Origin of the sequence: Acinetobacter sp. ANC 5378 (genome assembly GCF_013004315.1) — a bacterium.
In the GTDB taxonomy this organism is placed as follows: domain Bacteria; phylum Pseudomonadota; class Gammaproteobacteria; order Pseudomonadales; family Moraxellaceae; genus Acinetobacter.
On the sequence record NZ_JABERK010000011.1, the window covers coordinates 16675 to 31802 of the forward strand.

Here is a 15128-nt window from a genome sequence, read left to right on the forward strand (position 1 = left end):
TGAAACATGACCAATCCTCAGCAGTATTTAAACAATCCAAATGTCCGAAAGATGCTTGATGTAATTGCTAGTGCTGAGGGTGTGAAGCATGGCTATAACACCATTTTTGGGAATGAGCGTTTTGGCAACTTATCATCACACCCAAATGTCAGAAAGCAATTTAAACAGACTGATGGAAAGATGAATGAAACCACGGCTGCAGGTCGCTATCAGTTCTTAAAACCAACCTGGGATGATACTTCTAGGCGCTATGGATTGAAGGACTTCTCCCCACAATCTCAAGATATTGCAGCTATCGGATTGCTTATGCAAAATGGTGCGCTGCCTTACGTCCTAAAAGGTGATTATCAGACAGCAGTGCGAAAGTCTGGTGGCACTTGGGCATCACTACCTTCATCTCCTTATGCACAACCAAAACGCTCACAAGCAGAAATTGATAAGCTTCTTGGTGGATATTCATCGCAATCACAGCAAAGCTATGAAGCTCAATATGTTGATTTGAATGCCCTAAGAAAGAAGCAGCAACCACAACAACAGTATGTTGACCTTAACACCTTAAGAGGACAGTTGCAGCAGCAACAGTATGTTGACTTGAATGCGCTACGTCAAAATACGCAATCTCAGTATGTCGATTTAAATGCCTTGAGAGGACAGCAACAAGGCGTGCTTACACAGGATTAGAATTATGGCATCACAACTTCAAGATAGAGTTGCAAGAGCAAAACAGGCGAATTACAAAGATTCTGAAATCTGGAACGAGTTGCGAAAAAATTCAGATTTTAATAATCGGGTAAAACAAGCGCGTGCAGCAGGATTTACACAAGATCAAATCGCACAGCAACTTGGCTTAAAAGTTAAGTTTATTGATTCCAAACCCAAACCAAAACCACAACCCGCTCCAAAACCTGAAAAACCATCCCTACTTGTCGATATTGGTGCGGGCATGGATGATATTTTTAGCGGCATAAAGCAAGGCGCATTATGGGCTGGAGATAGAGCTGCAAAGCAATCCAATATTAATCTTGGCACAAATTTCGATACTAACGACTATGGCAAATTCACCAAAGCCAAAGCTGAAGAAAAGGCGTTTTACGAGAAAACACGTAAAGAAAGTGGTGCTGGCATGAATGTTGGTCGTTTTATTGGTCAAACAGTGGCGACACTTCCAGTTTCTGCAGCAGCAAAAGGCTTTGGTACAGCAAAGGTTCTATCTGGCCCTGGTGCTAAAGTATTGGCTCAAAATGCTTTAGTTGGTGGTGCAATTGGTGGTGCTGGTTTCGCTGAAAATGCAGGGCAGCGAGGCTTGAATGTTGCTGCGGGTGCTGCGGGCGGTGCAGTTGGTGCAGTAGCTGGTGACAAGGTTGGTAAAGGTATTGCCAAGGTTGCTCAAAAGACTGTGCCAAGCGTTAAGGCTGCAGCTCAAACACGTGTGAGCCAAACAATTGACGACCAAATCGAGGCGGCACTAAAGCAAAGAAATATTAATATTGGAGACCTGTCAGACAACATTGTGAATGGATTGCGCAAAGACGTTGCAGCAGCGTTAAAGTCAGGCAAGGCAGTTAACCAGGAAGCGGTGGCCCGTAAAGTAGTGTTTGACCGTGTCGGCATCCGACCAACCAAGGCACAGCTTACCGGTGACCCGAAACTATGGCAGAAACAGGCAGAGCTTGCCAAGATTCAAGGTGCTGGCGATCCGCTACGTGAAAAGCTGATACAAGATAACCAGGTGCTCACTGGCTTACTTGATGATGTGACCACCAATACAGGCGGAAAGGCCGATGATGCTTATGGTGCTGCACAAAACGCGGTTACTTCTTTAAAGGCCCAGAATACGCAAAACAAGCAGTTCATTAACGCTGCTTATGACAATGCACGAAAAACACCGGGCAATGATGCTGTATTGGATGGCCGTGGCTTTGCGAATGACGCTATCACTAAACTGGACGAGCAATACGCCATGTCTAGCTTACCGCCAAGCGTAAGCAAGATTATTAAGGACATTGAAAAGACCCCGGATAGCTTCACCCTGGGCAAGTCGGAGGAGCTTGTTAAGATCCTAAACCGTGAGTACAAAGCATCTCTACAAAATGGTCAGCCTACAAGTGCAACTTATGCAATTGGTGTGGTCCGTGATGCGCTGGAAGGACGACAATCTGAAGCTATGCGCAATCTGGCTGCTACTGGTGGTAATGACGCAGCAACGGCGTACCAGTTTGCACGTAATGCCAATAAGTTTAACGCTCAGCAAATCGAAAGCATCCCGCTGCTCAAAGACGCGATTAAAGGAACTGAGCCTGACAAGTTATTTCAAAAGCATGTCCTGAATAGCAACGTAGCAGAACTGAAAAAGACAGTAGATTTACTTAACAACGTAGATCCGCAGTCAGTTGCAGATATTAAAGGCCAGGTGTTGAAACATATCTCCAACCAGTCCATTAATCAAAATGGGCAGTTTAGTCCGGCAGGGATGAAGCGTGTACTTGATTCAATCGGTGACCGCAGACTTAACACCTTGTTCTCACCTGAGGAGGTGTTGAAAATTAAAGATATTGGCATGGCGGGGCATTATCTGGTTACTCAGCCTGCTCATTCCTATGTAAACAACTCGAACACCTCTGCAGCCTTAATGAACTTCTTTCTAGGGGTGGTGGACTTACCTGGTGTGAAGTACGTGGCAGGACCATTCAAGCGAGCTGCTAACGCCGTCAAGGTGAATAATGCTTTAAAACCATCCATTACCAGCGGAACTAAGGTCCCAGAAGCCACACTTAACAACATGAGATATGGCAATGGTGAGAAGGCAGTGATTGAGCAACTGACCAAACTTGGCGTTATTGGTGGTGCTAATCAGGTCTCTCGATAATTATTAAAGATATGAGGTTTAAGCAATCGCTTAGGCCTCTATTGGATTCAAATTTGAGGTAGGGGTGGAAATAATGAAAAAAGAGCTCGGCAGACCAACATGTTTAACGGATGAAGTGATTGCCAAGGCCAAAGAATACTTAATCAGAGGCTTTGAGGACGTTGGTAATACCGTTCCAAGCGTTGCAGGACTTGGCTGTTATCTTGGTGCATCACGCTCTAGTCTGTATGAATGGGCAGGAAAAGATAAGGACTTCTCGGACACGTTAGACGCTATCAAGATGAAGCAGGAGATGATGTTGATTGACGGCGGCTTAGGTAGTTCAATGAACAGCACCATTGTTAAGCTGATGCTGGCCAATCATGGGTATTCTGATAAGCAGAAGATGGATATTAGTGCCAATGTGCAGCCGGCATTTAAAATCATATTTGAAGATGATGAGCCAAACGAATTACCTCACTGATTTCATGCTGTGTTGCAATCCTGAATAGAGAGAAATCTAGGGAAAGATTCTCTCGAAACTAAGGTCTGGAAAGATAATTGAGATGATTTTAGTAAGAAGATTTTTTTTCATTTAATTTTAAGTGAATGTACTTTAATTTGAGCTCATCAATTTTGGTTAGAATTTTAACAAATTTTCTATAAATTATTTTTTCATTCTCTACACTGGCCCACATAGCCAAATAGTCGTTGATAAACTCATCATCTATTTCATAATCACCGAAGCCGAAAGCAATGATTTTTTGCATTTCGAACTGAACGTCATCCTGATAATCCTCTCTCTTCGGCATATTTAATTTACTAAATTCGAGTGCAACTCCATAATTACAAACCCTTTCAAGTGTTAAATATGCAGCAGTACCAGGTGGAGGAGTTATTACTAAATTTTGGTCGGGAACAGGCTCAACATTACTTTTTTTATAAATATAAGCTTCTTTAAAAGTATATGTCTCACTTACACAATCGACTTGAGACCTTTGTAATGTGGTTTGTTGCTTATCTACTGTTTTTTGCCAAAACTCAAATTTGTAACCATTGAGTTTCTTTAACGAATCAATATCGTAATAGTGTTTTGTACCATCATAAGATTCTCCAATTTCACCCCATTCCTCTGCATAACTATTTGTTGCCAGTGCAATTAGCGCAATATAAATAAGATATTTCATTGTTATTCTCTTTCTGTAGTGATGGGGATATATCATTTAATTTTAATCAATTTACGGCGTAGGTTTGAATGGCCAGATCGGTATTAATAGAGCTATGCGGGTATTTATGAAAGCGCAATTTTGCGCCGTCAGCAGTAACCGACTATCTACTAGCTAGTTACTACACAAAAATTGTAGTTAAGAGATGCCAATATTTTGAGTCTCAGTAATCTCTGAAAGCCATGCAGGTGAAATAGATGCCCTCAAATTTGTGGTTATCTTTGTGAGTACCTGATAGTCACTTGCAAACCTCAATTTTGAGGTCTGTCCAGATTTGGACATGCCCCCCAATAGGGTGTATCCAGATTTGGATATACTCCACTCAGCGAAAAATTGCGCTCAGTGCCATTTGTGTAATTATCAGTTCCCAAAAATTTGGGGGTGGTCATCTTGACCATACCTTATTGTTTTCAAAGCAAAGCGCAAAATTGCGTTGACCTACTACGAAACTTTCGTAGTTCATTGCTACTACAAAAAACTACAGTTTTAGCCAGCGCAAAATTGCGTTCGCCACTCAGCGTAAAAATGCGCTCAGTTATGAGCACATCTCTCCAATATTAAAAACAACCCGAGGGTGGCTTATTTATAATTTTTAATAATATTTTGTTCTCTCAATTTATCTAGTTCTATTTTCACATCTTTAAGATATTCATCGTAACTATGGTAATTCTCTATTTTTACATGTGGTGTTAATTGGCCGAAAAATTGAATATTTGGCTGAGGCTTCATTCTCAGGTATGCATAAGATGCTCTCTGATATTCATGATAGTCGTTAAAATCTTCTAAATTCGCATACTTAAAATCCAAGCCTTTTGCAGGCGTTGCACATGCAACATCCCATAAAAGCTCACCGGTTGTATCTGGAAATACGGTTTCTGCCGGGAGTAGATAATTGTCTCTATAGGTATTTTCTGCCTCTCCTGATGCTAGGTACGTTATTGCAGATAATGTTCTGTAAGTTTTGCTGCCACAGTAGAATCTAGATAATGATTTTTTGTGTGTGAAGTATGTGGATCCATTCTGCCTTTCTTTTTTAAACCACATGTCAGCTGCATTAGTTTTCTTATCATATTTGTAATAGTCAAAATCAACATAATATGCATCCCCATCTTGACCGTTCCCAATGGCGACCCAATCTGCAGCATAGACACCACCACACACCAATGAGATTAACCAAGTCAAAGCTATTTTTTTCATAATTACCCCCTTATTAAAATAATCAAATTTATAGCACATAAGTTTGGTCGATTTATTATGCAGCTATCACAAAGGACTGTGTATAGAGAATCTAAATAGATTTTCATGATCTAACTTGATCTAACTGGGGTTAGTTATTTCTAGTCGTTTTTAGTTATTCGCATCGACACGTTATCGCTGTCATGTCGATTTATTGCTTTTTTATCGACATTAAAAAGCCCCCAGTGAAGGGAGCTATTATCATTTAAAGCAATTGCAGCTCATCGGCTCTAATCTCGGTTATTTCCTTTTCTGATCCGCTTTGGTCTTTCCACTTCCTTGTACGCAATGAGCCTTCGATATAAACCTTTCCGCCTTTCTTGAGGTACTTACTGGCAATCTCGGCTAAACGGTTGTTGGTGGTAATCCTGTGCCATTCTGTAGCCTGTTTACGTTCGCCAGTGGTCTTGCCCTTCCAATGCTCGGAAGTTGCAACGCTGAATGTTGTAATACTGCCACCGTTGGGGAAATTCTTAGTTTCAGGGTCACGACCCAAAATACCCATCACTGTCACTCTATTTAAGTTAGCCATCTCTTATCCCTCAATTATTAAATTATTTGTTATTTAGCAATAAACAAACTGTCTAGGTTTGGTCAGCAAAAAGTTCAAGTCAGCACATGCGTCCTCATTCATTGAGTGGTTAATTAGCTCTTGCTCTGAGGTGGTTAGAATCGTGTTTGAGTCATCCAGGTACTTGATGAGCTCATAGTGAATTAACATCCCTTGGATAATGTTCAACTCCGCATCACTGAGCTGTAGCGCCGTCTTAATGGTAGAGCGCCAATACAGGACCGGAACATAGCAGGACAATACACTGACATCATCAAAGGATTTTTGCATCTGATTAAGACAATACAGATACCCGTCAAACGCTCGAGTAAAGAAGTGGCCTATATATCTATCTGTGTACTGGAAGTATTCAACCAGTGCAGCGCTATGATCTGCCACCTCATCTAAAAATTCATGTGGAAGCGTACCTTCTCCACCCCAGCACAATTCATCAAGTGGGCCCATATATATAAAACACTGGTGCAATCTGGCTCTAAAGAGAAGCTCTAACGCTTTCTTAATATTATCGTCAAACCTAACGATGAACTTGTCTGGCTCATCACTGTGACACTGTTTTAAATCTGCCATTATTCAGACCTATTAATTTATATTTTCTAGATTTTTTGCGATTTTGCGATTTTTCCGTGTAAGCCTTGTCCTGTCTAGCTTTCCGTATCGCATTACCCTTGCGATTCGTATGCGGCACGTGCGATTTTTACCGGTTCATGTCGCATACATCGCATTGGAATCGCACACCCTTTGCGACATGGAGAACCTTACACCACAAGGGTTTCAGCCAAAAAACGCAAAATCGCAACTATTTCAGCAATGCCGGATTCAATTCAATGTAAGCGGATCGGTTAATGGTCACCAGTCGAACATAATTGAACTCGATTAACTCGTTTAAACAAGGGTCGAACTCCTTCGCTTTTCTTATTTGAAGTGGTGCGCCTTTCATTGCTATCGTTCTTTGCAACAGGTTGGTTTTTTCCTTTTTGCATTTGGTTAAGAGGTACTTAATCAGCTTCTCAGAATCACTCTCATCAGCAACCTCAATGTCCGAATACCTGAACCACTCAGACAATGAATGTCGAATGACGGCGCAAGCTGCCCGCATGGTTTCTAAATCAATTTCAGACCTGTTTTCAAAGTAAGCTAAGACCGCTCCTAAACGTCTGGCAAGTTCATTTGCACGACTGGCAAAAGGCTGCATAAATTCAAATTGTTTTCCGCTACCTTGTAAAATCTCACACTCATTGTAGAACTCAAGTTCCAGTAGCTCTGCTTCATTCGATAGCTGCATCACAGGGAAGTATGAAACCTCTCCTGAATCATTCAAAAGGACGGGTAACTCATCTTTTAAAATATCTCTACAACGATTCCAAAATTTAGTTAATCGAGGGTCATTGTGTGAGTTTTTCAGCTTTTGTCTAAACTCAACCGTATGCGTTCTTTGTCCAGCAATGCTCTCTGGAGCAGTTAAAATAAATCGAGGTAAAAAGCCTTGTCCTCTTAAAGTTGTGTCATTTAGCGCACTAGCAAGTACCGTTCGTTGCCCAAGTAGGTTGAAGGTCAGGCGAACATCATAGGCTGTTCCATTATCATCAGATGACGCCCGATTTCTCTGGCAATATCCATCATCAAACAACTTGGTGAATGTACCTAAGGCGCTTTTGGCTGTGTCGCCTTTCATGGTGTGACCATCAAAGAACTGTCCGGCCTCATCACTACTTAACGAAGCATTTTTAACTATTCCTTTAATATAAAACTTGGTTAAGGTTTCGATAGTAATGTCTGAAAAAATACTGGTCGGATCGGTTGGTCTTGGATTATCTAACGTCCATTGAGCAAACTCTTTTGATTCAATTGTTTTTGACCTAGCGTTCCAATCGTCCAGCACCTTTTTGTACTCGTCATTCTGTTGGCGCTCATGCTCCCGGATCGGTAGCTCAACCAGCTTTTGGCATGATGACTTACGCCCACCGCTACCACCTTCAGTTAAGAAAAATAGAGAGGAAGGCATTCCCTCCCTGTTGGTTTCTCTAGGTGCATTCACCTTACCTTGTGCTAAAAATGAAATACTGGCTAAAACGCATTGAGCTGCCATTGCTAGGGGAGCTTGAACGTATTCAGTGGTGGCTAAAATTGCCTCTCTGACAACTTCAGGAAGTTCATTAATAGGATAAGGTTTTGATTGAATTAAAGTGTCATTTCTCAGGCTCACTGGAGCCTGCCAGCTTCCTGAATTATCTACCTTCAGATTTACTGGAATCTCCTCAACTTGAGGTTGTACAGATGAATCAGATTCAATTGATTTTATGATTTGCTGCTTTTTTTCAGTAAAAAACTGCTTAATCTGATTGGTTGAAAGTGTCTTAAAATTCTCATTTACCTGAACAAATAAATCCTGATTATGTTTGGATGGATTAAAGCCCACCATCATTCTAAGTATTGATTCCGGCATACTGTTGTTTATAATCTGATACGCTGCATCAATATCCATATGAAGCACAATGGCCTCTCCAGCCTTCGCAAGTTGCACAAATAAATCTATATTGTCTGTACCTAAGACATACGGCATATATTTATTATTTGTGTTGCTTGCAAATACTCCATTTTTACCAATCGAAAAAGATACTTTTTTAGAGTCAATCTCTTTACAAGGTGTCTGGCTAATGTCGTATTTCTTGGCAATACCTCTGATTCCATACCCGATGACTTCAGTCAATTGCTGAGGATTGACCAGGGGGAGCGCTTCACATTCTTCGCAGTTATATTCTGGCAATTCAGAACAAATATAACTCTCAGGTTTAACCTTAAAAGCCTTCTCATCAATACAGCTTTGAGCAAAATCTTCAAGAGAATGATATTCGGTTTTAGTGCCTGTTACTGGATCGGTGCTGACTGCCAAAGTAATTGCAGTTTTATCGCAAGGGAGTTTTGCATTCATACAGCACCCCCTTTCATTACATAATCTACCGCAACTTCTAATAATTCATTTAATGAGCTACAAGCTAGGGTTAATCCGTTTATAGCTGCTGCTGTATAGCCTTTGGCTAAGTCTAAACGTGACAATTCTTCAAGCGTGTATAAGATGCCAGTGGCTCGGCTAACAATCATTGATATATCTAGTATTGTTTTTGCGCTCGCACTTTCAATATCTTCTAAAGCAGCACTTGCCAGCATTTCACATACACTAAGCATTGCCTTCGCTTTGGCATCGGATATATCGTGCTGGTCATAGCTCACATATAAGCGAAATATCGAGCCTTCTAATGATTCAAGAATGACTTGAGAATTTTCCAAAAAGTCTTGAGCTGTTTTATTTGAGATAGATTTAGGCATGAGAATGCGCTCCGTCTGAATTTAAAGGAGCCTTGCCTATTACTGTCAAATAATGGTGGCAAAGCTGAAAAGGGTTGACAGACAGGCTCAAACGGATACCTGCACACATAAATGTGTCCCTCTCCAGCTCCGCCATAACATGCGAATGCATAGAGATTTTACGCACAAAAAAACCGCAGGGAGCGGAATGTACGCCGTTTGAGAATTTACAGTCTGTCAAAACTGATTCACCATGTGGGTGAACGGTATTAGCATAAGCGGAACGTCCATAGCTTGCAACAAGAAAAACAGCTATTGCCCAGGCTAAAAACAGTTTTAATATGTTTAGGGGTAGGTCTTTCATACTTCAAACTCCCCCCAATAAAGGCAATTTCAACTGAATCTTATCCATTAATTCCTGAATCTTTCTTCGAAGCTCGGGCTTAACTTTTTTCCCCAAGTACTGGAGGTCACGCCCAGCGTTACTCGCTCCATCTTCAGCGTACATATACTGCAAAGTGAATTGGTTTAACTGGTAATGAAGTGATTCTTCTTCATGGCTTAATTGCTGGGCCATTTCTTCATAAGCATTGATATACATCTCAATATATTGGTCATTTACACGACCTGAAGTTCGAGAAATAAGGAAGGTAAAGCCCTGTTGAGTGATTTCATACATCGGGCGTTTTTCACCTTTAGCATCGGTGTATTCAACCAGCTCAAAGTTGCGCTCGTTAAATTCTTTAGAGCATTTGAAGCCACGAATAGTACGAAGTACATTTTTATGATGTAAGCCAAAATCTTTAGAAAACTTTAAACTGGAGATAGTGAGTTTTTTATTCATGCTTGCCACTCCTTCAGTTCATATCGTGCATGGCTGCCTTTGCCGTTAAGGTTGGGTTCGCTGTGCGTGACGATGTCATGCCTAGCATTGCGTAAACGCTTAATCACAGCACTCAGGCGGTAACAATCAAACAGATTAATAGCCTCTGCCTGGCTAAGAGTCTTGCCATTTTTAAGATGTGCCAAAACTTTGGCTTGATGGTTTTCACTCATGCTCAAGCCTCCAATCCTTTTGAAGCCATCCATGCTTCAACATCTTCAATGCGCCATGCGGTGATGCGTTCAGTTAGTTTGATCGGGGCAGGGAACTCGCCAGCACGCACCTTGTCCCATATGGTTGTTTCACCCATTGGAAGTAAGCCTTGACGCTCAGGACGTGCCTTGATGATTCGAGTTGTTCCTTCTTTGGTGGTGTACTTGCGTTCCTTGCGTGCAGCAGTAGTCGCAAGGCGCGACATGCGGTAAAAACCTTTTGGAGCAGTAGCTTGTTGTTGAGCAGACATAAAAAACCTCTAACTGTGTGCCGTAGTGCAACGGCGTTAGAGGTATTATGTTGTTGATAATTAAGGTTTAAAATCTATGTGCTAGCACAATGGTTAGTCTGCTAGCACAATGGGTAGTCTGCTAGCAGACAGGGTAAATCTATTTTTTACTGTATTTTCTGCTGAGCCATCCCTCTATTGTGCCCTGTGAGAGATTTAGTATTGGGGCAAAATGTCGAGCACATGCAGCATAACCATGAAATTGATGAGATTCCCAAGCTTTAAAAACAATCTCTTTTTTAGGTCTGTAATGTTTTTCAGCTCTGTAATCTCCACCTTTCTTTTGAGGTGCTCTTTCTTTTTGGATTGCTTTTTCTACGGCTTTGTCTATAAAGTGCTTAGCTATTTTATCGGTGAGATGCGTTGCTGAAATTTCTTCTAGGTCTGATAAATAATCGATTACATCAACAAGATAGTTATGAGTATCTGGGCCAAAAACTAATCTGTGTAATGAGTTATTGCTCTTAGCTGCATCTTCTTGGCAGCAGTACTTATAAGCAGCATCTAAAGTATCTAGAGCGTAGAAGTGAACCAAAAAATCCGATGATTGACTCTCTGGTGACCAAAACTCAACATAACTCATAAAGTCTTTGATATAGCTATCAGCGTAAGGCACATTCTCCAGTTTTAAAATATTTTCAAACACCTGCCTAGTTATTTCGCCGTCTTTAGCTTGTCTGGTAGAAAGGGTACAGACCTTATCAAATATTTTTCTAAAGAAATCGTAATGTTTCCCTTCTAAGCTTAGGACTTCGCTTATAGAAACAGTAGGAACATTGAATGACTTGATCATGTTTTTGTGCCTCCCACAGCATCCCCAAAAGTAGCTAGGTAAACAAGTTGGGTACTTGCTTGTCGGATGCCTCCTATACCTAGCAATTTGATAATACCGAAAATTATGCGGTTTTAGTGTTCTGTTTGAATTGAATCAGATTTTCACTGTCATCATTTGGCTTAAACTTCGATACATCCCCGCCTTGACGAAGGGTGTCCAGATAATCCGACCATAGCTGCATCATTTCGCGTCTGCGGCGTAAAAACTTAGTTCGGTTGTAAGCTGTACCGTTTGGGTCTTTAACCTTGTGTGCAAGCTGGTGTTCTACAATATCGGTTCTGTATTCAATTTCTTCATCGAGCAGCGTTCTCGCTGTTGCTCTGAATCCATGTACTGTGTGCTGTCCTTTAAAACCTACTCGTTTTAATACTTGGGTTAGAGTGCCGTCACTCATGCACTCAGATGAAGTTTTGACGCTTGGAAATACATATTTTGAAGTTGTCCGCAGCTCCTCAAGTTCTTTGAGAATGTCATAAGCTTGAATTGATAACGGCACTATGTGGTCTTGATTCGTTTTACTTGCAGCAAACGACAAGCATCTGTTTTCAAAATCTACTGATTCCCATAGTAAGGTTCTGACTTCCCCTGGGCGCTGATAGATATATGCTGATAACTTTATTGCTAACTCAGTTCGGATCCGTGTACGTGGAAAGTCTTTGGTTAAGTGCCACGTTTTACGGAGTAGATCGGCTAATTCTCTCTCATCCGTCACAGCATTGTGATTGCCCTTGATTGGTTGAGGCAGGCTAATGTCTGGAGCAGGGTTGTAGGTGATGATTCGGCGCTTTAATGGAAGTTTAAGCACCATATTGATAATTGACTTCACACGTCTAGCCGATTCAAGCGCACCACGTTCAACAAGTGCATCGGTTACATCACGTTCTAGTTGCTCAGTGGTTAGTTGTGCTACTGGTAACTTACCAATAAAGGGAAGTATGTCTTTATCAAGTTTGCGTATTGTTTCACTGTCCACCTTTCCTTCACGTCTGCGAATCTCTAACCATTCTGCTGCAAATTTACTAAAGGTGTTTTCTAGGGTTTCGAGCTGCTCACGTTTTTTATTATTGCGTTGCTCGGCTGGGTCGATACCGTCCGCCAGCATCTTTTTAAATTCTTCTCTCTTTGCTCGAGCCTGTTCAAGGCTAATGGTTGGATAAGTACCAATTGCAAGGGTATTGTATTTTTGCGTCACTGGTCGACGGTAATCCATACGCCAATATTTCGCTTCGGTATCATCAATCAATAAATACAGGCCACCGCCGTCAGGATGTCTTTGCTTCTTTGCCCCATTCACATCAAAGCTAAGGTTCTTGACCTCTTTAGCAGTCAGCTTATTAGACTGTTTTGCCATTCTGATTTCTCCTGGTTGTCGGTACAAAATCAGCACTTCTTTGGTTTGGTGGTCAAAATTTAGCTGATTTGAATTTATACCGACAAATATACCGACAAAGTTGTCGGTATACTACAGTTATCCATCGTAGTGTATCGGGCGTAAAAAAGGCTCAATCCCTTTGGAATCAAGCCTTTTGCACTACGGTAAACTACCGTAAAAGTCGAATTTGGCGGTGAGAGAGGGATTCGAACCCTCGATACGCGCAAACGTATACACACTTTCCAGGCGTGCTCCTTAAGCCACTCGGACACCTCACCATTGCGCCGCGATGATAACTAAAAAAATCAACTCTGCCAAGTTGAAACAATTGATTTAAAGCAAAAGTTTTTTCTCGGTGATATGATGGCGAAAAAATTGTGTCTACAAACGAAGACAAAATATGCAAAGTACTGCAAAGAAAGCCGCCTTACCTGTGATTACCCTCGCAGCACTTGGGGTTGTATTCGGAGACATTGGTACCAGTCCATTGTATGCCCTTCGGCAATGTTTCCTCACCGCCCATCTCGCTATCACTGAGGCCTCCGTGCTTGGAATTTTGTCGCTGATCTTTTGGTGCATGATGCTGACGATTAGTTTCAAATACGTCACCCTCATTATGCGTGCAGACAATAATGGTGAGGGCGGGATTATGTCATTATTGGCATTGAACCTGCGGACCTCACGTATTGCCGAGAACAAAAAGATTTATCTGATTGCTTTAGGCTTCATTGGGGCATCGCTGTTCTTTGGCGATGGCATTATTACCCCGGCAATTTCTGTCTTGTCAGCCATTGAAGGCTTGAGTATCGCGACACCCATGTTTAACCAATGGTTAATGCCTTTAGCGATTGGTATTTTGGCTGGATTGTTTCTCGTACAACGGCATGGTACGGCGACCATGGGGAAATATTTTGGCCCCTTAACCATGGCGTGGTTTTTATCTATTGGTGCACTGGGTGTGTGGAGTATTATCCAAACGCCATTTGTATTGACCATGGTGAGCCCGCATTGGGCCTTTAACTTTATTGTCCATCAACCGTATGTGGCTTTCCTGACCATGGGTGCAGTGATTCTGACCATAACCGGGGGTGAAGCCTTATATGCGGATATGGGACATTTTGGTCGCTTACCGATACGCCTCGCTTGGTTCATCATTGTTTTACCTTGTCTACTGTTTAACTATGCAGGACAGGGGGCACTGTTGCTCCGTAACCCAGATGCAATTGCCAATCCATTCTATATGCTGGTTCCGGATTGGGCTTTATTTCCCATGATTGGTTTAGCAACTGCAGCGGCAGTCATTGCATCACAAGCGGTCATTACTGGCGTGTTCTCAATGACCAATCAGGCGATTCAACTGCGCTATTTGCCGCGCTTAACCGTGCATCACACTTCGGATGTTGAACAAGGTCAAATCTATTTGCCGTTCATCAATTGGGTGTTATTCATTTCGGTGATTATCCTGATTTTATTGTTTGAAAATAGTGCCAACCTAGCCAGTGCTTATGGGGTTGCCGTTACCATGACCATGCTGTGCGGTACGATTTTAATTTCGTTCCTGGCCTATGGTTTTTGGCGTTGGCCAGTGTGGAAAGTTCTGTTATTTGCCGTACCCTTTTTGCTGATTGATTTTGTCTTTGTGGCATCAACATCATTGAAAATTATTGCCGGTGGTTGGGTACCAATTTTGATTGGTGCAGTGGTTTATACCATTTTGATGACCTGGAAAGCAGGACGAGAAATTGTACTTGCACGTTTGGAAAGAGATGCGTTGCCGATCAATCTGTTTATCAAAAGTATTGGCATGAGTGCAGAAACACACTTTGTTCCGGGTGCTGCAGTATTCCTGACCGGTACGCCAAATATTGTGCCACATGCCATGTTGCACAATATTAAGCACAATAAAGTACTGCATGAGTTGAATATTATGGTGACAGTCATCACCCGTGATATTCCTTATGTGGCAGAAGAAGAGCGTAATAAAGTCGAGAAACTGGATGAGCGTTTCTATCGTATTTCAGTGTATTACGGTTTTAAAGATCAGCCCAATATTCCAGAGGCACTGGAACAGGCATATCAACAGTTAGGTTTTGACTTCGACATGATGCAAATGAGCTTCTTTATTTCACGTGATCGACTGATTCATACAGTCGGAGATGGCTTATCTCCGTGGCGTGAAAAACTGTTTATTTCCATGCAACGCAATACCAGTCCAGTCAGCGATTTTTATCAAATCCCACCCAATCGCGTGGTCGAGCTGGGCAGTCAAATCGAAATTTAACGACCAGAAATGACAGACAATAAAAAACCAAGGTAGAAAATCCTTGGTTTTTTATTTGGAGGATGAAAGCCCTG

General features: G+C 41.8%; 16 protein-coding genes and 1 tRNA gene. 4 read left to right on the top strand and 13 right to left on the bottom strand.

Features of this window, described 5'->3' with window-relative positions:
* The first annotated feature begins 6 nt into the window (after nt 1–6).
* The 3 genes from HLH16_RS03150 (at nt 7) to HLH16_RS03160 (ending at nt 3329) form a co-directional block, all read left to right on the top strand.
* Complete coding sequence (locus HLH16_RS03150; protein WP_171528214.1) at nt 7–681, top strand: glycoside hydrolase family 24 protein; 675 nt, start codon at nt 7–9, stop codon at nt 679–681.
* 4 nt (nt 682–685) lie between these two features.
* Nucleotides 686–2866 carry a hypothetical protein gene (locus HLH16_RS03155; RefSeq protein WP_171528215.1) on the top strand — a complete coding sequence of 727 codons (2181 nt, stop codon included), beginning with the start codon at nt 686–688 and terminating at the stop codon, nt 2864–2866.
* Between the two features lie 73 nt (nt 2867–2939).
* Nucleotides 2940–3329 (top strand): DNA-packaging protein, encoded by a 390-nt coding sequence (locus HLH16_RS03160; protein ID WP_171528216.1) that lies wholly within the window; start codon nt 2940–2942, stop codon nt 3327–3329.
* An 88-nt stretch (nt 3330–3417) separates the two neighbouring features.
* Here the strand turns inward: HLH16_RS03160 and HLH16_RS03165 are convergent, their stop codons facing one another.
* From HLH16_RS03165 to HLH16_RS03225, 13 genes are all read right to left on the bottom strand, one after another.
* Nucleotides 3418–4032: a hypothetical protein gene (locus tag HLH16_RS03165; RefSeq protein WP_171528217.1), complete on the bottom strand. Its 615-nt coding sequence runs from the start codon at nt 4030–4032 to the stop codon at nt 3418–3420.
* Between the two features lie 618 nt (nt 4033–4650).
* Nucleotides 4651–5268, bottom strand: coding sequence for a surface-adhesin E family protein (locus tag HLH16_RS03170; protein WP_171528218.1), 618 nt, complete (start codon nt 5266–5268; stop codon nt 4651–4653).
* 244 nt (nt 5269–5512) lie between these two features.
* Entirely contained in the window at nt 5513–5839 is a 327-nt protein-coding gene (gene ssb / locus HLH16_RS03175) for a single-stranded DNA-binding protein (RefSeq protein WP_171528219.1), read from the bottom strand.
* 33 nt (nt 5840–5872) lie between these two features.
* Entirely contained in the window at nt 5873–6322 is a 450-nt protein-coding gene (locus HLH16_RS03180) for a hypothetical protein (RefSeq protein ID WP_171528220.1), read from the bottom strand.
* Nucleotides 6323–6674: 352 nt separating this feature from the next.
* On the bottom strand, nt 6675–8807 hold the full coding sequence (locus HLH16_RS03185) for a DUF3987 domain-containing protein (protein ID WP_171528221.1): 2133 nt from the start codon (nt 8805–8807) through the stop codon (nt 6675–6677).
* Nucleotides 8804–9202: a hypothetical protein gene (locus HLH16_RS03190; RefSeq protein WP_171528222.1), complete on the bottom strand. Its 399-nt coding sequence runs from the start codon at nt 9200–9202 to the stop codon at nt 8804–8806. The genes HLH16_RS03185 and HLH16_RS03190 overlap by 4 nt, the downstream gene beginning before the upstream one ends.
* Nucleotides 9195–9545, bottom strand: coding sequence for a hypothetical protein (locus HLH16_RS03195; RefSeq protein WP_171528223.1), 351 nt, complete (start codon nt 9543–9545; stop codon nt 9195–9197). The genes HLH16_RS03190 and HLH16_RS03195 overlap by 8 nt, the downstream gene beginning before the upstream one ends.
* A gap of 3 nt (nt 9546–9548) precedes the next feature.
* The gene (locus tag HLH16_RS03200) at nt 9549–10025 is read right to left on the bottom strand and encodes a Rha family transcriptional regulator (RefSeq protein ID WP_171528224.1); all 477 of its coding nucleotides are present in this window, start codon (nt 10023–10025) and stop codon (nt 9549–9551) included.
* Nucleotides 10022–10237: a helix-turn-helix domain-containing protein gene (locus tag HLH16_RS03205; protein WP_171528225.1), complete on the bottom strand. Its 216-nt coding sequence runs from the start codon at nt 10235–10237 to the stop codon at nt 10022–10024. The genes HLH16_RS03200 and HLH16_RS03205 overlap by 4 nt, the downstream gene beginning before the upstream one ends.
* 2 nt (nt 10238–10239) lie before the next feature.
* A complete protein-coding gene (locus tag HLH16_RS03210; protein WP_171528226.1) occupies nt 10240–10527 on the bottom strand; it encodes a helix-turn-helix transcriptional regulator in 288 nt (95 codons plus the stop codon).
* Between the two features lie 139 nt (nt 10528–10666).
* Nucleotides 10667–11359 carry a hypothetical protein gene (locus tag HLH16_RS03215; RefSeq protein ID WP_171528227.1) on the bottom strand — a complete coding sequence of 231 codons (693 nt, stop codon included), beginning with the start codon at nt 11357–11359 and terminating at the stop codon, nt 10667–10669.
* Nucleotides 11360–11462: 103 nt separating this feature from the next.
* The gene (locus HLH16_RS03220; RefSeq protein ID WP_171528228.1) at nt 11463–12752 is read right to left on the bottom strand and encodes a tyrosine-type recombinase/integrase; all 1290 of its coding nucleotides are present in this window, start codon (nt 12750–12752) and stop codon (nt 11463–11465) included.
* Nucleotides 12753–12961: 209 nt separating this feature from the next.
* Nucleotides 12962–13051 (bottom strand) — tRNA-Ser (locus HLH16_RS03225).
* Nucleotides 13052–13173: 122 nt separating this feature from the next.
* Between HLH16_RS03225 and HLH16_RS03230 the strand changes: the two genes are divergently transcribed.
* Nucleotides 13174–15054 carry a potassium transporter Kup gene (locus HLH16_RS03230; RefSeq protein WP_171528229.1) on the top strand — a complete coding sequence of 627 codons (1881 nt, stop codon included), beginning with the start codon at nt 13174–13176 and terminating at the stop codon, nt 15052–15054.
* Nucleotides 15055–15128: the final 74 nt, after the last annotated feature.